Below are 20,037 nucleotides of genomic sequence, written 5' to 3' on the forward strand. Positions count from 1 at the left end.
CTGCTTTGAAAGCCATTCGCACGGCACGCGCGTTGAACCGAGAGGGCACGCCGGCGAGCGCAAATGTGATTATGTTGGCATCGATTCGTGCTATGATGGAGTGCAATTGAGTTGCCCACCTGATTTCCCACCTCATGTTTTCGGAGCACGGCGTTGAAACGTTCTTGCGTCGCACTGGTCCTGACCAGCCTATTCCTACTCGCCGGCGATGCGTTGGCGGAGACTAAAAAAGTCGTTCTTGTCGCTGGCAAGCCTTCCCATCCGCCGGGCATGCATGAATTCAATGCCGGCGTCCAATTGATGACCAAGTGCTTGCAAGGTCAGGCCGATCTGGAGGTGGAATTCGTCTTGAATGGATGGCCGAAAGACGAATCGATCTTCGATGACGCTGATGCAGTCGTATTCTTCATGGATGGCGGCGGACGGCACGAGATTGTGCAAGAAAAGGGTCGCCGCTTGAGAATAATTCAGGGCTGGACGGAAAACGGCATGGGGCTGGGCTTCATGCATTACGGCGTTGAAGTCGTTCCGGATCAAGCCGGGAAGGAAATGCAACGTTGGATCGGCGGGCACTACGCCCACATGTTTTCCTGCAACCCGATTTGGGAACCGGGATTCACGACGTTTCCAGAGCACCCGATCGCGAACGGGGTAAAGCCATTCAAAATCAAAGACGAATGGTACTTCAATATGCGATTCCTATCCGATATCGATGGCAACGAAGCTACCGAAACCAACGGAATGACGTTCACGCCGATTCTCGTCGCGTCTCCATCTGATGATGTTCGAGACGGTCCCTATGTATACCCCAAAGGTCCGTACGAGCACATTCAAGCATCGAGCGGCCGCGCCGAAGCAATGATGTGGGCGGTCGAACGCCCCGACGGTGGCCGTGGTTTCGGTTTTACCGGAGGCCATTTCCATAACAATTGGGGGGACGAGAATTTCCGCAAAGTTGTCTTAAACGCGGTGCTTTGGATTGCCAAAGCAGACGTCCCCGTCAATGGTGTTCAATCGGACGTATCCAAAACAGACTTGGACGCAAATTTGGACCCAAAGTGATCGGCCTGGATTGCTGGTCATGTTCTTCGACGTTGCGATTGTTTGAAGCATGACCAACCTTCTGCGCCAGACAAGGATGACCTCCCCGAGCTTGCCGTGTGCCGCTCTTGGCTGCAGGGTAATTCTACAATCATTTTCCGAGCGCTAGTTCGACTTGGTTGATGACTGGGACTTCGTTACTAACGTCGCCATCGCATCGGCGAAAGCTTTTCCGATCGGAGCGAGAATGCTCGCCGACCCCATGTAGTGGTAATCACCGTTGGACACACTTTCTCGAAGACGCGTCAGCTCCTCTTCGCTGAAAGTGTTTTTGTAGAGCGATTCGATCGCTTGTAGGCTTGCTTGACGCGAAAGATCTCCCGCTTTGGTTTGCGTCTTCAACTCATCGATTCTAGGTTTGATCGTTTTCTCTTTTTGACGTAGGCGTACGACCTCTTGATCCCAGTATCGTTCTGTCAATACGGCGACGACGGTCTGATCGAACTCATTCATTTTCGCCGGTGCCGCCATTGCCTGACGGAATTCCTGATGCGTCGATCGGTATCGCTGTTGGTCTGGACCATACAATTCAGTCGGACCGCCGACCCCCAAAACTCCGATCACGACAGGTAGCTCTGGCGTTTGTAGGTCCGTGCGTACGTCACGAATGAATTGAGCAAGCAGTCGGCTGTACTCGGCATATCCGCCAGGTTGATCCCGATTCGGGTAGGTTCCACGATCAACCATATCGTTCCAACCTTGGAACCAGACAAATCCAGCCAAATCATAACCTTGCTCGGGGTCATAGTCGGGGTAGACGCGCCGAATGTCTTTCAACACGTGTTGAACATGTTCGATCATTCGTTGGTAATACTGCCCCGATGCGGCGCGTTTCGCTGTTTTGAGTTCCTCGATGTCTTTGTCTTGACGTTGAAACAGTTCCAACTGTTGCTCGTTAAACTGATATGGCTCGACACCTGGAGGCCGGAAGTCGGTATTTAGACTTTTCCCTCCCCAAGCTGTTTTGATCAACAAGATCGGTTCTTTGAGCGTCTGATGAAGGTAGATTCCGAAGGTGAATTCGGGGCCGATCTTTGGTCCCCCACGTTCGGCCCCGTAGCCGATCGTCAGTCGACCATGTTGCTCGATTTCGGAAGAGCCGATTGAAGAAATCCAAACGTCTTGGCAAACGACGGGTTCGCCATCGGCATCGAGCATCTTTTCAAGCAACGGAGCAGCTTGATCATTGAGACGCATCGCATCAAACGTCCGGACATGCGCGTGACCTTGCATGTTCGATTGGCCGGCAAGTACGAATACTTTCAGCGATTTCCGTTCTCCGGCGTGAACGGCATCGAAGAAACACAGAGCCGGCCCAACGATCGCTAACAGCATCAAGCCCCCCCGACGGATGACGTTTGCGGAGCGGTGGAATGGCGTTCGCGACATGTTGATTGATTCCCTTACGTGAACGAAAGTAGCAGCGTCGATGGACGAGAATCAATTTATACGAACCAAGCCGATCAGTGGGAGTTCGACGGCGTTCGACAACCCAGGGCCCCAGTGAATCCACCTGACATCCATCCAACCGTAATCGCTGGCTCAGAAAGTCGGTAGTAGAAATCGACGCTTAACCATTGCCCCTAAAGCGACGGCAAAGTCGCGTGCCCGGTCTTGGCTGAAGTTGGCACACGGTCCCGAAGAGTTTCCGTTCTTCTGATGGCTAGTGAGAAGCACGACAGACCGAAATTGTCGGCGAATCTGGCTGCCTAATGATTCGGCGCATGACCCGCAGTCGGATCGCTACAGATTTTGTTCAAAGATCGAATCGAATGAATCCATTTCGAGTGCGGATTGAAGCGATGTTTCCATGTATCGCTGGCGGGCTAGTTCGAGCAGCTTGGTAGGATCGGGCGGAGACTTCGATTCGACGCCGTAAACTTCGAGTTCCAAAATTACCTCGTCACGACACTTTAAAACCAATTCCGTAAACTCCTCCATGTCGATGCCGAACCGCTGTTGGAGCAAATCGCGGCATGCATTTACAGATTTACTGTTGGCGTCCCAAATCGCACCGGAAATCAGAGCACCGCCACGGACGATTTGAGCGAGCGGGCTCCTGGCGCGATCATCCAAATGGTCGCGAACACTCGAGACGATCGTATCGGGAAAGTTCCAATTTCGGAGCAGCATTCCTCCGATTTCTGCATGGTCAACGCCGTAGCAATCACGCTCTGCGATCGGGAGCTCGAGTCCCACATGCTGCTGATAGAACGCCAAATACCATTCACCTTCTGCCTGAGCAAGCAATAGCGTGCCGACGTGGGCGAGCAGTCCGGTTGTGTATGCGTCTTGGGCATCGACTTCGGAAAACCGCTTACTCAACTGGAAGGAGGCTGACGCAACGGTCAAAGCGCGACGCCAAAAATCATTGTACAGCACACGTGCCGAACCGTGCGAAAACGCATGCGTGATACTGAACGTCATCGCGATCAACCGCATGCTACGCTGGCCCAGCAACGTGACGGCCTGATTGAGGTTTGTCACCGGTGCGGTCAGTCCGAACCGCGGTGAGTTCACCAAACGCATCACCCGACTTGCCATCGCCGGATCCGTCCGGATGCACTCGACAATTTCCATCGTCGTGCAGTCTTCTTGTTGAGTCAGTTGCAGCAGCGATTGTGCAACTTCGGGGGGAGTATGAAGAAGGTCCGGACGCTGGATAAGACGCTCAATCCGCTGAATCGTTTTTTCGTTCGTCATGCTCAATTCCGTTTCCCACCGATGTCTTCCGACATCCAACTAAACGTTTGTCTTGGGAAACCTACGTCGCAATCACTCAACGAACCGGCTCGCGAGGGAATCTCCGATGCGAATTCAAAGTCGGAAAACCCTCGCTCCGTTAACGATGGTCCAAATGGCACACCGTCGGCGGCGTTGACTGCAGAAAGTCAACCTTCGTTCGGGTCAGGATTAAACGGATCCCGCGGAGGTCTCGCCCAAATCCAATCACTGAACTTGGTCCCGCAGCGCATACATCGCCAGCGGATCCGAAGCAACGGCAGATGGATGAGTTGCTTGAACCAACGAGAGCGAAAACACTCCGACGGACGGTTTTGACAGCGAGGACAATGAACCATTGCTTTACCCACGAGTTGACAGAGTCACCCCCCAGGATAGGTTGCCAAAATCATCTGTGAAAGAGTTTGGCACCAGTATCCGATGGAAACAACAGAATCTCAGACCAGCGAAACGATCACCAATCGAGATCACTTCGGGACGCCAGTCGGCGACTAATTTTTCCGTCGTCTCCCGTCAGCGAGTCGAGCCATCCGAGGATACCGGCCAATGAAATTTGCTGCCCTTCGTGAATCAGCAACGGCGCATCAGTGCCGCCGACAAACGTTGAGACGTGCTCTCGTGACGATTCCGGCATTTGGCTTAGCAGTTCATTCTTCTCGTGCTCATCACGACAAATCAAATACATCCGCTGCTTCCCGCCACATTCCATCAACGTCGGGCGAACGACGTCAATCGCTGCCTCCACCGACATGACATTGGGAACGGAACTTCCCGTCCAAGTCTGGGTCTTGTCCATTCCGCTGGTGTCCGACGCGGCGGCTTGGTTGGGTAACATCGATGTCGTCGTCTCACAAGACGGGCCGAAATCGCGATCCTGAGTTGTGTCCGTCGATTCTTTGATGCATTGCCGAGTGATATCTGAAGATTCCAGTTTGAGTTCGGCGACCCAATTTTCAATCGCCGTCGAATTCGGAGCTTCGATCACCGTGAAGAGATGAGAGGCGACACAATTTTCATGCAGCCTTAGCAGAACCGTTTTCCGAGGCGATTCGGGTGGGCTATTCGGATCATCCCAGGGATTGGGTTGGCCATCGAGTTCCTTCGAGAGCGTCTGAATGCCTTGTACGACCCTAGCAGACGCATCGGAGTAAATTTCGACAAGCTCGGTCAGTCCGGTCCCGATTTCATTGACGATGTCAATCGCAACAAGGCGTGCTTTTCGAGTCAGCAACATCTCCCCAAGATCACAAGCTTTCGCCAAGGCGTCCCGATGATAGGCAGCATCCCGACCGTTCGTGGACGCTTGATTAGTGGGCGAACTCGGTGTTTGCGGTGAATTTTCACCAGCCACGAACTGCTGACGAAGACCGTCGCAGTGAGACTTTAGCAATCGCAGTGCGGTTATTGTCGAGGAGAGATCGAGTCGCCGGTCCTGTAAAAATAGCCGCAGGTCTCTTTTCACCTGTTGTAATGACTGATCGGCGATCAAGTCGGCATGTTCGCCATCGATCACGTGATTCAACCAATGATTGATGCAGGAATGGATACGATCGTCGTCATGCAGTTCGGAAGGATCCAGGCTATTTAGCTGTTCCGCCAATAGACTTCGCCGCCCAGAGCGATCGGGCGCAAACCACTGTTCCACAACTGCCCGCAGAGGTGTCGTATCCAAATAGCAGCGACGAACGATTCGCTTCGCAAACTCTGTAGCTGGAGCTTCGGATGTTTTGGGATTCCCGAGCCAAGTGAGCAACAGCTCTTTAGCGTGGTGTGGTCCTAAGAGCGCCGCTTGTCGATCGCTCGGCTCACCGATTTGAGCGAGGCCGACAGTTCGCAGGGACGGCGTGGTGGTGGTTTTCGTATCGAGTTCCCGTCCGTTCTCGAACCAATGGCGACAGACGGTCGCGTCGGCCCACAGGTAACTGACGACGGTCTCGGTGACGCGTCTTTCATCCGCTCGATCCGCCGGTGCGATCACGTAGGCATCATGCAACGGGGTTCTTGCGGCGGGAACAGACGGCCAACCGACTCCCGAATCTCCCGGATAACCGTGCCCGGGCTGAAGGTAATACTCCATCTCGCTCAGCGCGGACTTGGTCGCGTGCAGGGCGATCGGTCTCGACGGGTCACCTTGAAATCGGTTGGTCGTCAGAAGCGAGACAATTGAGACACTTTCGAGCGCCTGCTCGTCAAGGATATGACGCAGCAGATAGACGACATCAAAGTACATTCCGCTGCCGGTCCCACCGGTCAGTGAGGCAACCACATAAACCTTCAGCGGCAGATTTTTCTGGGGCTGGCCTTGATCTCCGAGTGAATCGGCGACTGAATCTTTCAGTTCAGCGACCGCGTTGGCTAGGGTTTCAAGTACTTGTTGACTGTGATCGAGTAACGCGAGCCGACCGAGTGGGCGCATTCCGCCGGTTTGCCCATTGCGTGGAACATTATAGATCCACCTCCGAGATATCGACGCGAGGCGTTGAGTCCCCGCCGTTCGATACTCCTGTGGCGTTTTCAAGTTTGCGGTGACAATGTATGGCCGTTTCGCTTGATCGGTCGGATCAATTAACATTGCCGATTGAGTGGCGTCTCGATCGGTGTCGATCAGGACACTGTGGAGCGTCAGCGGTGAACTGGCCCCTCGATCGAAAACTCGACTCCGTATCTGATTCAAAGCGTCAAGACCGGTGCCGCCCAAGGCGACGACTAACGTCTGTGTTGGCTGCGTCCCAGGCGTATCTCGCTGCTGATGGGTCAACTGAGGAAGATCAACCACCGAAGTATCGGCGGACACGGTTGCCGGTGGCGGTTCAGTTGGAACCGCAACGACGCCATGTGGATTCACTAGCTTGTTGACGAAATCGGCGCATGATTCGAATCGACGTTCGGGTTGTTTTTCCAGAGCACGCGCGACAATCGGTCGATCGGTGGCCGGTAGCGGAGATAAGTTGGGAGCATTATGAACGTGCTGAGTCGCTAGCTGAGCGATCGTTCGTCCATCAAAGGGACGGGTGCTCGTCAACATTTCTTGATAGAGCACCGCTAAAGAATACTGGTCGCTATGCAAACTCGGCCGGCCGTCAAAAACTTCTGGTGGCGCATAAATCGGTGTCAAACCACCGACCAAACTGCAATCCGCTTCGCCGAGGTCTTTCAGCAATCCAAAATCCGCAACCTTAACGCGCCCGCCGACCATCAAAAGGTTGCCCGGTTTGATATCCAAGTGCTGAAGCTTGTAATGCTGATGCAAGTAGTCGAGCGCCTCGGCGGCATCACGTAGGTAATTCAGCAAAACGTCACGAGGGACACCACACGATCCACGTTTCCGATGCCCGCGAAAAGTGTCTTCTAGGGTTCCGTCTGCTAGTTCCGTAACAATAACAAGTTGCCCATCAATGAACTCGAATCGCTCCAAGGTCAAAATGAATGGGTGCTGGATACCACGAATGCGTTCAAGCGATTTAAGCTCTTGTGAAGCATGTCGTTCGCCGTGTCTGCCGTAAACAAACTTGACCGCTTTCTTCAAACCGCCTGGCGCAACGGCCTGCCACACCTCGCCAAAACCGCCTTGGCCAAGTCGCTTTTCGAGGACATAACCTTCGATCGGTTCGTATCCGGCTTCGATCAGATGATTCGTGACAGTGGGCATCTTCGTTATTAAATTCACGAGCGGCGATTAGAGGTCGCTGAAGTAACTACGGCAGGCGCGTTCGAGATAGTCCGGACGCATTGATGGTGGCTGTTGCCGGTATCTGCAGAACGCTTCGACTTGTTTCAAAAGGTCACGTGGATGACAGCGACGCGGACTACGATCGGTCTTTTGGTAAAACGCCAACATGTACTCGGCTGCTTCCGGCGTATCGGCGAATCCCATTTGCCGCATGACGTTCTTCATCAGTTCCCGGTACTCGTTCGCGTCAGGATCGCCAACGAAAATTTTGTAGGGGACGCGTCGCAAGAAGGCCTCATCGACCAAGTCATTGGGGTCGAGGTTGGTTGAAAAGATCAACAATTGTTCGAACGGAATCTGGATTTTCTTTCCCGTCGGAAGCGTTAGGAAATCACACCGATTCTCCAACGGGACGATCCACCGATTGAGCAACTCTTCGGGTGCGATTCGTTGACGTCCGAAGTCATCGATCAACAAACACCCGCAGTTACTTTTCATCTGCAGCGGCGCTTCGCAGATATTGCTTCGAGGATCATGGCGTACTTCTAGGTTGTCCATGATCAACTCACCACCGACCATTACCGTCGGGCGCTGAATCCGTAACCAGCGTCGATCCCACTCTTGGGCCTTAAGAATTTTCCCGTTGGTTTCGGGCACCGGAGCGGACCGATGGAATGCATCGTCCTGCAGCTTGATCAAATTTCCATCATCCAGGATCGCATGGGGGATCCAGATTTCTTGCCCTAGACATTCGGTCAAACACCGGGCGATCGTCGTTTTTCCGTTTCCAGGTTCGCCGAACAAGAATAAGCCAGAATTGCTGTTGATCGCCGGTCCCAAGCAGTCCAGAAGTTCACGTTGATACGAAATCTGTGACATCGCTTTGCTCAGTTGCCGTTCGGTCACCGGATCAAGTCCGGCTGCCTGTGCTTCGACACTGAGCACGTAGTCGGACAAGGGAACCGGAGCCGGGCCGACATAGCTGCATTGCTTCATCTGCGTCTGAGCTCGGTTCTGCCCCATCTCGGTTAACGAGTAGTAGTAGTCGTTAAAGGGAGCGGGGCGAACATGCGCGATCAACTTTCGCGTGCGCATCGCATCAAGGATGGGATCGATCACCTTGAACGGCAATCCGATGAACTCGGAAAGATTGCGACCGCTCATCGTTCCAACGCTGAGGAACGTTTTTAAGATTAGGCCCTCGACATAGGAATCGCTGAGTCCGGTTTCAGGCAGCGAATTGGTTTCCGCTGGCCAGAACGTATCATCAGTCAAAAGACTGCCGAGCAAGCCGATGTCGACCGCTTGTGTATCGTGGACAGAAACAGACATAGGGATAAACCGATATTGCGTTTTGGTAGGTGTGGGGCTTGAGAGTCCTACTAAGCAACTCGATGTAAGAGTAGCTTGCGTTTAAGCAAATGCCCTCGCCCCCCCGGATGTCTTCTTCGTAGCAACGCGAAGTCCCACTCCTGGGAAAGAAATGCTCTGTTTGCCCCGTCACCCTGTCCCAGCCTGACTCTTTAAACTCGCCATAAGATGCGAGCTACGGATGACACTCCAATCAAGAACGTTGCTGTCCGCCGATTGGTCGATCGCCCGGCAGATGAGTCCAAGACAAATCCGATCACAGTGTCTACTGCACGCGATGAGGGGAAGCAGACAAATTCGTGACAGAAATTGCGGCGATCCTTCCCCCCCTGTCAAAGTGCGACCTAGATTTAGGGAGTTTCCCCCACGACCGAACAGTCGTGACGTACTACGCTCGCTATAGAATGATCCTTCGCAATGAGTTCGGTCGACAGCTCCGCATTGGAACGACTAAGCCACGGAACCGCTTTGTCCGGTGACGTTTGGTTTTTGTCGGGTTCGTTGGAGCCGCGTGACACGCTTCGTCACCTGCCAATCGATGAAGTGGAATTTACGATCGGGCGTAAGGCGGGTTGCTCACTTAAGTTGCAATTCAATACCGTTAGCGGGAAACACGCCAAACTAAGCCTACGCGACGGCATCTTGTACCTTTGCGACTTAGGCAGCACGAATGGCACCTATGTCAACGGCGAGCGAATCGAAGGCGAAGTGGTTATCGAAGAAGAAGATCTAATTCACTTCGCCGAAGCCGCTTTTCGTGTTCTGCGACAGTCACCGACAGGTCAAGCAACCGGTACGATCGCGAAGAACGTTTGCGATGAAGCACTCGCGCTGGTGCAGTTCGATCGGATGATGAGCGAAAAACTCGTCCGTCCACACTTTCAAGTGATAGTCGAAATCGATAGCGAAGCGGTCATCGGTCACGAGATCCTTGGTCGTGGTAGCGTGTTTGGACTCGAGTCCGTCGCGGCGATGTTTCATGCCGCCAGTCAACTGAATTTGGAAGTCGAACTGAGCCAGTTGTTGCGTTGGGAGGGCATCCGCGTTGGGCGGGACCTGCCGCCGCGTCCAAATCTCTTCGTCAATACCCATCCCAAAGAGATGGAAGATTCGGCCAAACTGATCGACTCGCTAGTGAAAGTGCGACGGATCGCTGACAACGCCGACATGGTGCTAGAGATTCACGAAGCGAGCGTGACCAACCGGACTGTCATGCGAGAACTTTCTGCCGCCGTCAAAGACCTAAATATTGAATTGGCCTTCGATGACTTTGGATCCGGCCAAGCCCGACTCGCCGAGTTGATCGAATCACGTCCTGATTACGTCAAGTTCGACATCAGTTTGATTCACGCGATCGATCATGCCGACGCGGCCCGGCGGCAAATGCTTGAAACACTGGTCAAAATGGTTCGCGATCTAGAAATCAAAGCGCTCGCCGAAGGCATCGAAACGTCAACCGAAGCACAAGCCTGTGTCGATATCGGCTTCGATCTCGCTCAAGGCTACTACTACGGCCGTCCGGCGCCCCTCTAATCTGACGGTTTCTTGACCGCCAGTGATTTTTGCTTGCATCGCCAGGTTGATAAGTTTTGTCGGTTGTAACGGATCGATCGGTCAACCCTGATTCGGAACGTTTGGCATCACCGATTTTATGCCGCCAGTCGTCGCAACCCGTCCGATCAACACGACAGGACTGGCGTACGCTCGGTCTTAACGATGGTTCAACGCGACCCGCATGGACGCGAAACACGATGTTTCAGGTTTGAGTTCCTCCCGGAATCGACACAAACCTTAGCTAGGACAGGATGCCATGAAGTGTAGTGAGCGAAATAGGAATTCGCTTTTTTACCGACGACTGCTAGTCCAGTCGCTCGTGTTTCCCTGCGCAACTTTGGCACCCATTTCCGGCTGGCTGTCCGACGCATCGATTCGTGCTTCTGATCCGATCCAGCACCCGCTGTATCTCCAAACCATCGCGACCGATGTCGCTCATCGCAATCATTCGGTCGCCGGGACGCAGCACAACAAGACGCCTCGTCGCCTGCCCAAACCGACAGCGACTCAGCGGGCAGCAGCTCAGCCCCCAGCGACCCGACAAACGTCAGGTGAAGTCGCCGCATCACTAATCGGCACTCCCATCGTGACCGACAACCGTGCCGATGATTCAACCGTCGATCGCTATGCGACCAATCCCGACCTAGATCAATTTTTGCCACGAGCAAATCGGGGCATCCGGGCGACGGTCGAATCCGCGCCGGAGCGTGAACGAGCGGTCGCACCATTCGCTGATGATGCCCCGCAATCGCCGATCGAACGTGCCGCGCGACGCCTCGCGAAAATCCGAAGCACTTCATCCGTCGATTCCACACCCGCCAAAGACGGTCGCTGGTTGCAGTCGGTCACCACGGACTCTTGTACGCATCGCAGTCAGCAACACCTCGCTGACGCTTATCGCGAATACCGTGTCGGAGCTTGGGCATCCGCGGAAGCATCGGCATGGAAAGCACTGCACTTGATCGCGACGGGCATCGATGTTGCCGATCGTCAAACCGCCGTTTCGCAAACTTCACCAACGGCGGTGAACGACCTTCGAAACGCCAAATTGGCCATCGTCGAAGGGCGAGAATTCATGACAGGCGGAGCTTCGATTGACTTCGATCGCCTGGCGGCCATCGCGGCCTCTCATCAAACACCAGTCTTTCAAGTTGACTTGTCTGCCGGGCAAGGTCTGCCTTCCGGCTTGACGTCAACCGAAGCAACCGATCGCTACTTTGACTATGCCAGAAACAAACTGGCGAGTTTGGCTGAATCTCAAGTCACCGCCGCACAAGCACTTGATCTTCTGGCCGCGATCGAATTAGGGCGAGACCAACAAAGCCGCTTACCCGAAGAAACATCATTGTGCTTTCGGCGTGCCGCACTTCAAGGTCAACCCGAGAACGGGTCACTCGCGTCACGACTGGGAATGCAACTCGCCGACATGGGCCTGGATCGCGAGGCAGCATTCACACTTCAGCATGCGATCGATCTAAACGGTGATCACGATATCGAGACCGCAGCCACCCTCGCGAAAGTGGTCGAACGATTAGGCGATCGCGAAGCCGCGTTACGTTTGACCGCAAGTCTAAGACGGCAGATGCCGCAGTCGACGCCGACGCGACGAATGCCGGAAATCGTTGAACTTTCTCCCGACCAATTTGCCGCGATCTCCCCTCCGATGAACGTGATGGCTTCACAAGACCTGATGCCCCATCACTCAGTCCCGACGCGACCTACGTCCGCTCGGCAATCTGACGATCGCCAGTCAACGGAATTCGCGGCATTCCGGATGCCCCGTTCAAAACAATCGGTGGCTATCCCATCGGGTCACGCCGGCACACCGAACACATTGTCTGGCCGGTCGACACAGCCTGCCGGAACAACACATTTTCCCGAACAAGCCGCGACCCCGCAGCGGCCCACGTCTTCGCCCGTCAAGCGTTTTGTCAACAAACTGCGATTCTGGTAGGGCTCCCGTTTCTCCCATCATCGCGGTCGCCCGCTTTTGGCGACACCGAATTCATCACACCGAACGTTTTCGTCAGCAAGAACTCAAATGAACAATCAACGACGAACACGAATGGAGATTCTTCGTTCGATCGCGATTCTGATCGCCATGGGACCGTTCCTAGTGGCTACATCGATCGATCAAACAAGCGGACTGTATGCCCAAACTTTGTCTTCGATGATGCATGAAACGCCTTCCGAAGTCACACCGCCAGGCAACCGACAAAACTTGGTTCATCCGACTTCCAGCGTTGACGCCCGCTTCTCGGACGACGAATCCTGCGGCTGTCGAAATGTCCCCGGCGGTTACCCGTGTCAATCGGGTTGTCCGAAGTGCATGGTCGGGGTCGATTGTGGCGACACTTGTGGCGGCGAAGGACGTTGGCGAAACATGCGGCCAATGGATTTTGACGCCTATGGGCCGGGCGGTTACGCGGGACCTTCACGATTGGCACACTTGGGCGTTTATCGCTTGCGCCCCGGCGATCAAATTCAAGTTTTCTACTTGATCACGCGTCGTCAAAATCAAGGTGAGTATCGATTGGCCCCAGGTGATGAGGTTTTGATCGAATCGGTCGCCGACGAAGATCTTCAACGAGGCACACTTGAACGCGGTTTGGTCATTCAGCCTGATGGGACGATCACGGTCCGATTGCTGGGCCAGATTCATGCGGCGGGTTTGACCGTCCGACAATTGCGAGACGTGCTCGAGCAAAAGTATACAAAACTCTATGACGAACCCTCCATCGACGTTACGCCGGTGGTGGTCAACAAACTTGCCGAAGACATTCGCAACGCGGTCGGTGGCGCAAGCGGACTCCAGCAACAAGCTTTGACCGTAACCGTCATGCCCGACGGCAAAATCCGTTTACCGGGAATCGGTGGCTTGTGCGTGCAAGGATTCTCTCTGCCAGAGTTGAAAAAAGAAATCAACTTACGCTATCAAGAGATCGTGATCGGTCTAGAGGCCGAACCGATCCTGACGCAGCAAGCGTCTCACTTTGTTTACGTACTTGGCAACGTCGCGAATCCTTCGCGCATCGAACTGACCACTCCAACGACTGCTTTGGGAGCCATCGCCCAATCAGGAGGCCACACTCCAGACGGCAACATGCGTCAGGTGGTCGTACTACGACGCGCCGAAGACTGGCGTTTGGTCTCGACAATGTTGGATTTGCAAGGCGCCGTCTATGGCAGACGTCCAACCCCGAGCGACGAAATCTGGTTGCGAGATGGTGACGTGGTCATCGTTCCCGATCGTCCCATCGTCCGCTTGGATAACTGGATCGATCAGGTCTTCACACGTGGAATCTATGGGGTGATCCCGATTTCATTTGACACGGACTGATCGATCGAGGGTTCTCACCTCGCTTGGTATGAAATCGCCGAAGCCCCGGCAATTGCGACGAAACCGTGGAAAGTAACCCTCGACAAACCAAGTTGAACGCACGCCCGGTGTTAACGCGTATGGCACACGGGATAAGAGGACGACAAACCGAAACTCTCGGCGAGTTCCGAAACTTCATCATATCCTCTTGTGGACAGTCTTATCTTCGCATGATCCGGCCGTAGTATTCGGGTTGCCGATCGGCGAAACGGTCGATTACGTGAGCGCCAGGTACACGTTCGATCCGTTTCGTTCTCGCTTGCTCGATATCGATCTCTGCCCAGATCAAAATCTCGCTCGTTGCGTCGGCCGCGGTGAGTACGATTCCGTCAGGACCACAGATCGAACTTTGTCCGGAAAACACGGTTCCGTTTTCGCAGCCGACTCGATTCGCAGCCGCAAAGAAGAGGTTGTTCTCATGACTTCTCGCCCGTGGAACGATCTCGGCCACTTGCTGGCCTTCGAGCGGCCAATTGGTCGGTAAGGCAACGAGATCGGCCCCGTTGAGGGCTAGGCATCGGGAGGGTTCGGAAAACGAGCCGTCGTAACAGATTGCCATGCCGAGCTTGAATTGGCTGCCGCGGGCGGTCGAGGCCTCGACAGGCTCGTACGATTGAGTACCCCGGTCGGCAAACCGATCGATCCCCAAATGCGGCAAATGGACCTTGCGATAGCATGCCAGGATGCCTTGCCCGCCGATCAGGGCACATGCATTGAAAATCTGGTCATCCTTTCGTTCAATGAAACCGATGACTGCCAACAGTTGGCATGCCTGGCAGGTTTGCGATACCTTGCGCAGTTGCGGTGAATCGAGCGTGAGGGCGTTTTTGAACGCCGAGTCACGTGTCTCATACACATATCCGGTCAGCATACACTCGGGAAAAATCACCAAATCGGCACCGAGATTGCGTCCCGTTTTTTTTGAATCCACGACATCGATCTGCGCCGCCTTTTCGAGCCACTGACAAACGCGAGAAACGTTGCGATCGACGGCGGCAAATTCAATGTCGGTCTGGGCACAAGCGATCAACATCGTCACACCAGCTTTAGCATACGAGTACTTTCAACACCCATTGGACTTAAATGAGCGATTCCGACTTTGATTTTGACCTATTCGTGATCGGAACGGGACCCGGCGGTGAAGGCGCCGCGATGCAAGCGGTCAAAGGCGGTTTGCGGGTCGGTGTTGCCGAACGTTATCGTCAGATCGGCGGCGGGTGCACCCATTGGGGAACGATCCCTAGCAAGGCGTTGCGGTATACGATCACCAACACCATGAATGTGCTCAAAAATCCGGTCTTCCGTGAAATGGGCATTCACGCCAGTCCCACGATGGAGCAATTGCGTCGCGGCACCGCACAAATCATTGCCAAACAAGTCACGATGCGGCAATCGTTTTATGATCGAAATGATGTGCCAATTCAATTTGGGCACGCCAGATTCGTTGATGACCATACGGTTCTAATCGACGAGAAAGAACCTGTACGAGCGAAACAGTTTGTGATCGCGACCGGGACCCGGCCTTATCATCCGCCCAATGTCGACTTCGATCATCCGAATATCTATGACAGCGATGGGATCCTGGACCTCGCGGAAAAACCCGGCACGATCACGATCTATGGTGCGGGGGTGATCGGGACCGAGTACGCCTCGATGTTTCGCAACTTGGGCGTCAAAGTTAACTTAGTCAACACGCGTAGCCGGTTGCTTGAATTTCTTGATGATGAAATCGTCGATGCACTCGCCTACCATCTCCGCGATCAAGGTGTCGTCATCCGGCATGACGAAGTCGTTGATCGAATCGAAGGGACCGACGATGGCGTGATCTTGCATCTTAAAAGTGGCAAACGTATCAAATCGGATGTTTTGTTGTGGGCCAACGGGCGTAGCGGAAACACCGAGGAATTGGGACTCGAAAACGTTGGCTTGCAGGTCAATAAGCGAGGACAACTCGAAGTCGACCAGCAGTTCCAAACCGCTCGAGAACACATCTATGCCGTCGGCGATGTGATCGGATATCCGTCGCTTGCCAGTGCGGCCTATACTCAGGGCCGCGCCGCCGCGATGCACATCCTCGAACAAAAAAACGGAAATCTGCGACTCGACGATATCCCAACGGGTATCTACACCAGTCCAGAAATCAGTTCGGTGGGCCAGACAGAGCGTCAACTCACCGAAGCTTGCATTCCCTACGAAGTCGGCCAATCTCAATTCAAGAGTCTTGCTCGCGCGCAAATCATGGGCACGACCGTGGGGATGTTAAAAATTCTGTTTCACCGCGAAACACTCAAAGTCCTCGGCGTGCACTGTTTCGGTGCGAACGCATCGGAAATCGTCCACATCGGCCAAGCGGTCATGGATTCACAGGATTTGAATTTGGAGTATTTCTTCGAAACAACGTTTAATTATCCGACCATGGCCGAAGCGTATCGCGTCGCCGCGCTAAATGGATACAACCGGCTCTTCTAAAACACCATAGCGCCCCGGCAGCGAGTACCGGTCGCAACGGACCGTGGCAGGTGACAGCCACGATTGCCCTCGCGGCATCAGGCTAAGGCGTCTCAATTTCCGGTTCGACGTCGTACTCCGTCGGCCAGTTTTTGGGCCGGTAATTCAGTGACTGATCTTCATAGCGTCGGATCGCCGTTTCGTGGATCACAGGTTTCCGACGTACCAGTTTTTTGCCACGGCCCCATGCGATCAGTTGACGACGTCTTGCCAAGTGGGGACGCGGGATGCGCATCCCATGAGTTTGCTTCGGAAACAGCTCGGCCCCCCACCACCTCCATGTCAACGATCGATGAAGCTGATCGGCATAAGACGAAGGTGTTTCTGCGGCGAGTAACTTTTGAACGCGGATCGGATCAAAGACAACACCGGCCTGAAACGCTTGCATTACCATCCACTGCATCGTGATCTTCGCCAAACCACTTTCGGCCTCGCAGTAGCCTCCGCCGATGTCCGAATGTGACCCGGCAAACCAGACCTCCTTGAAGTCTTGGTCTTCGCGACGCGTGAAAAGGTTCTGCGCAAAGAATGCCCGATACTCGTCAATCGCCACCGCGTGCCGTACCACGCTGACGCTTGGATTGTTCGCGGAGTAAGCGTAACGTAGATAGTCGTACGCCCATGAGATCGATGACACCGTATCCCAAGCCCCGAGAAAGATGAAGGGTTTTTCATAGAGGGGACGCGAAAACTGTTTTCGGAATCGTGTGAGTCGCTCAAAGTTGATTCGCTTCCGGCGACGACTTTCGATTTCTGAAAGCGCGTACTGAACGAGATGACGATTGCCTCGCCATAGAATCCCAACGCCGTGCAATAGCGCCGCGATGATACGAACGGTGTAGGCACCACGACTAAAACCGAATAAATAAATCCGGTCGCCGGGCTCAAAATGTTCGACGATGAACCAATACGCATGCTCGATCGTCTGGCGGTAGCCAACGCCGAGTGCAAGCCCCATCGTTCGGCTCAGAGCCTGTCCCGGCCGAGTCAACGCCATCGATGGGCTGAACGTACCGACTCCCGGTGAATAGAACGCAACTTGGTTCTCGTCGGTCTGCAATGCATAGTGCAAACGAAGGACATTCGTTTGATCGATTTCAAACTCATTCCCGGTTCCGTCACAGCAAACAACGATGTTCTTGCCCATCCCTGACGTACTCTCCCGATTATCGCGTCGCACATCGAAGTGCTTAAACCGTTTGGATTCGTGATTGCTGGTTCAACTGTTTGACGATCGCTTGCGGATCACCTTCCTTTTTTAACAACTGTCGCTGACGTTGGGCCCAATCACCCTCGATGGCGATCTCTCTAACAAACAGCAACTCCGACTCACATCGTAAATCTTGAGCCACTTCGCGAAGTTTGTCGACCAGGTCGTTTGCGATCTCAGGCACACGCTTCTCGGTGTAATCGAACGTATTGACCAACGTCGCCGATGCCCCATATCGTGCGGCCCTCCATTTGTTCTGCCTGACCATCATTGGGTGACAGTCGAACTGGTACATGCCGTTGTCGATTTCGTCACTGAGATATTTGACGAGGCACTGAATCAATGCAGTTAAGCCACAAACATGATCCATGTTTCCCGGCATGTCGCACATGCGGACTTCGACGGTGCCAAAATTATGATGCGGGCGAACGTCCCACCAGATTTCACGGATCGTATTGATGAACCCGGTGTCGACCATGTGATTGACCAACCAAACGTATTCACTCCAGTTCCGCATCAAGGTTGGCAAACCGGCAGTTGGCAAGCCTTCCATTACCTTGCTGCGGTAGGAATGCAGCCCGGTGTCACGGTTTTCCCAGTAGGGGCTACTCGCAGACAAGGCCAGCAGCATCGGCAGATATTGCATGATTCTGTCGCAGATCATGACCGCCTTGTCACCGCTGTCGACTCCGACATGCACGTGCAAGCCGAACGTGATCAGTCGTCGCGCCATCACTTGCAGCAAGCGCATCAGACCTTGATACCGTTCATCGTCGGTGACGACTTGGTCCAGCCAATGACTAAACGGATGCGTCGCTCCCCACCATAGCTCCAATCCCAAATCGTCGGCGGCCGATTGCAGTGGCAAAAGTTTGCCGCTCAGATCCCGGCGTGCTTCCCCGACGGAATCGCAAACACCACTGATGACCTCGACGCAACATTGCATTAACTCGTGTTTGCAAAATTCTCGCGCCGGCATCGGTACCGCATCGAGCAACTCATTGCTGCGTGATGTCAGCGAATAGTTCTGCGTATTGACAATTCCAAGTTCCAATTCCACGCCAAGGGTGTGTGATGCATTGGCATGAAAATGGAATTTGCTCATCGTCGGGCCGGATCGAAGTAACGGATTGCGGTAGATGCGAATAGTTTAGCGGCATGTGCGATCGCCTGTTCGTCAATATCGAACGTTCCGGTGTGCAACGGCGCGGCGCCGACCTGCGAACCGGAGACTCCAAGACGAAACATCGCCCCCGGAACATGCTCTAAATAAAACGAGAAATCTTCGCTGCCCATACTCGGAACGTCAATCCACTCGACCGCACCGGGGTTTAGCGTGTCGACGATCGCATCATGAATCAGACCGACAAGCTTTTTGTCGTTGATCACCGCGGGTGCTGTTGTTCCCCATTTTAAACGCACGTCGACGCCGAACTCCTGCTTGACCGATTCACAGATCACATCAATTGTCTCCAGTGCCTTGCGTCTGGCCGACGGGTGCAGCGTCCGCAACGTCCCCGAGGCGGTCGCGGTATCAGGGATGACATTCGCACTGTGTCCCGCTTGAACGGTACCGATCGAAATCACGACGGTGTGGTGTGGGTCGATCGCCCGATTGATTCTTCGGTATAGCGCCTCGATCAGCGACACACAGGCTTCGATGGGATCTTTGGCAAGATGAGGCCGCGCACCGTGACCGCCTTGCCCTTGAATTTGAATTTCAAATTGGTCGCAAGCCGCCGTTAACGCGCCTTCCCGAATGCCGATACAGCCAACTTGCCGCGTCGGGTCAACGTGTAACGCGATGATTGCGTCAACGTCCGAAAGCGCTTTGTGATGGATCATGTGAAGAGCGCCTTCGGAAATCTCTTCGGCAGGCTGGAGCACCGCACGGACTGCGATGGGCCACGGCAGTGTGCCAGATTTATCCATTTCCTTTAAGATTTGCATCGCCGCGACAACAACGGTCGCATGCACGTCATGACCACAGGCATGCATGACTCCTGCTTTGCAACTTCGGTATGGCACCATCTTTTCGTCTTGGATAGGCAAACCGTCGATGTCGCCTCGGATAGCCAACCGTGGTTCATCGGCCAAGCTTGAATCTGTCACTAAGTCAGCCGTTAGTCCACGACTATCGCCGGCCAGTCGGACCGGCAACTGCAACGCACAAAGACGTGATTTCAGTTCGTTCGTCGTTAACGTTTCTTCACCGGATAGCTCAGGATGCTGGTGTAGGTATCGCCGCAGCGCGATCCAATCTTCGTGGTATTTTGCCGAGAGAGTGTGAATTTCTTCGATCCACGGAGTGGTCTTTTTTTCGGTCGGCAGATTCATAAGTCGGTTTTTCGGCAAGTTTTAATTGGTGTGCGGTGACCGCACGGGACTCCCGCATGCAAACGCCGCATTCTAGGATCAGCCGACGGGCGTCAGCCCCGGTTGTTGCACAGAAACCGGGGCTGACGCCCGTCGGCAACCGGGGCTGACGCCCGTCGGCTAATC

Annotated in this window: 13 protein-coding genes; 5 read left to right on the top strand and 8 right to left on the bottom strand. The window is 54.2% G+C overall.

Going from position 1 to position 20,037, the window contains the following annotated elements; all coding sequences use genetic code 11:
* The first annotated feature begins 153 nt into the window (after window positions 1–153).
* Window positions 154–1,062, top strand: coding sequence for a ThuA domain-containing protein (locus tag FYC48_RS12370; protein ID WP_230778923.1), 909 nt, complete (start codon window positions 154–156; stop codon window positions 1,060–1,062).
* Window positions 1,063–1,206: 144 nt separating this feature from the next.
* Here the strand turns inward: FYC48_RS12370 and FYC48_RS12375 are convergent, their stop codons facing one another.
* The 4 genes from FYC48_RS12375 to FYC48_RS12390 form a co-directional block, all read right to left on the bottom strand.
* Window positions 1,207–2,490 (bottom strand): sialate O-acetylesterase, encoded by a 1,284-nt coding sequence (locus FYC48_RS12375; RefSeq protein WP_149497021.1) that lies wholly within the window; start codon window positions 2,488–2,490, stop codon window positions 1,207–1,209.
* A 354-nt stretch (window positions 2,491–2,844) separates the two neighbouring features.
* On the bottom strand, window positions 2,845–3,804 hold the full coding sequence (locus FYC48_RS12380) for an HDOD domain-containing protein (RefSeq protein WP_149497022.1): 960 nt from the start codon (window positions 3,802–3,804) through the stop codon (window positions 2,845–2,847).
* 493 nt (window positions 3,805–4,297) lie between these two features.
* Entirely contained in the window at window positions 4,298–7,492 is a 3,195-nt protein-coding gene (locus FYC48_RS12385) for a serine/threonine protein kinase (RefSeq protein ID WP_149497023.1), read from the bottom strand.
* A 27-nt stretch (window positions 7,493–7,519) separates the two neighbouring features.
* Entirely contained in the window at window positions 7,520–8,845 is a 1,326-nt protein-coding gene (locus FYC48_RS12390; protein ID WP_149497024.1) for an ATP-binding protein, read from the bottom strand.
* 456 nt (window positions 8,846–9,301) lie between these two features.
* Between FYC48_RS12390 and FYC48_RS12395 the strand changes: the two genes are divergently transcribed.
* The 3 genes from FYC48_RS12395 to FYC48_RS12405 all read left to right on the top strand — a co-directional run bounded on the left by FYC48_RS12395 (window position 9,302) and on the right by FYC48_RS12405 (window position 13,778).
* Complete coding sequence (locus FYC48_RS12395; RefSeq protein WP_149497025.1) at window positions 9,302–10,417, top strand: EAL domain-containing protein; 1,116 nt, start codon at window positions 9,302–9,304, stop codon at window positions 10,415–10,417.
* Window positions 10,418–10,775: 358 nt separating this feature from the next.
* On the top strand, window positions 10,776–12,392 hold the full coding sequence (locus FYC48_RS12400; RefSeq protein WP_160149486.1) for a tetratricopeptide repeat protein: 1,617 nt from the start codon (window positions 10,776–10,778) through the stop codon (window positions 12,390–12,392).
* 87 nt (window positions 12,393–12,479) lie between these two features.
* Window positions 12,480–13,778 (top strand): polysaccharide biosynthesis/export family protein, encoded by a 1,299-nt coding sequence (locus tag FYC48_RS12405; RefSeq protein WP_235034219.1) that lies wholly within the window; start codon window positions 12,480–12,482, stop codon window positions 13,776–13,778.
* A 199-nt stretch (window positions 13,779–13,977) separates the two neighbouring features.
* On the opposite strand, the gene FYC48_RS12410 is transcribed toward FYC48_RS12405, so the two are convergent.
* A complete protein-coding gene (locus FYC48_RS12410; RefSeq protein ID WP_149497027.1) occupies window positions 13,978–14,850 on the bottom strand; it encodes a carbon-nitrogen hydrolase family protein in 873 nt (290 codons plus the stop codon).
* A 50-nt stretch (window positions 14,851–14,900) separates the two neighbouring features.
* On the opposite strand from FYC48_RS12410, the gene sthA reads away from it, so the two are divergent.
* A complete protein-coding gene (gene sthA / locus FYC48_RS12415) occupies window positions 14,901–16,286 on the top strand; it encodes a Si-specific NAD(P)(+) transhydrogenase (RefSeq protein WP_149497028.1) in 1,386 nt (461 codons plus the stop codon).
* An 82-nt stretch (window positions 16,287–16,368) separates the two neighbouring features.
* Here the strand turns inward: sthA and FYC48_RS12420 are convergent, their stop codons facing one another.
* Genes FYC48_RS12420 through FYC48_RS12430 form a run of 3 tightly spaced genes read right to left on the bottom strand, consistent with a single transcriptional unit; the run spans window position 16,369 to window position 19,872 of the window.
* The gene (locus tag FYC48_RS12420) at window positions 16,369–17,472 is read right to left on the bottom strand and encodes a DUF2235 domain-containing protein (protein WP_149497029.1); all 1,104 of its coding nucleotides are present in this window, start codon (window positions 17,470–17,472) and stop codon (window positions 16,369–16,371) included.
* Window positions 17,473–17,515: 43 nt separating this feature from the next.
* Window positions 17,516–18,640: a carboxylate-amine ligase gene (locus tag FYC48_RS12425; RefSeq protein ID WP_149497030.1), complete on the bottom strand. Its 1,125-nt coding sequence runs from the start codon at window positions 18,638–18,640 to the stop codon at window positions 17,516–17,518.
* A complete protein-coding gene (locus tag FYC48_RS12430; protein WP_149497031.1) occupies window positions 18,637–19,872 on the bottom strand; it encodes an amidohydrolase in 1,236 nt (411 codons plus the stop codon). The genes FYC48_RS12425 and FYC48_RS12430 overlap by 4 nt, the downstream gene beginning before the upstream one ends.
* Between the last annotated feature and the right edge of the window lie 165 nt (window positions 19,873–20,037).

Origin of the sequence: Roseiconus lacunae, assembly GCF_008312935.1 — a bacterium.
GTDB classification, from domain to species: Bacteria; Planctomycetota; Planctomycetia; order Pirellulales; family Pirellulaceae; genus Stieleria; species Stieleria lacunae.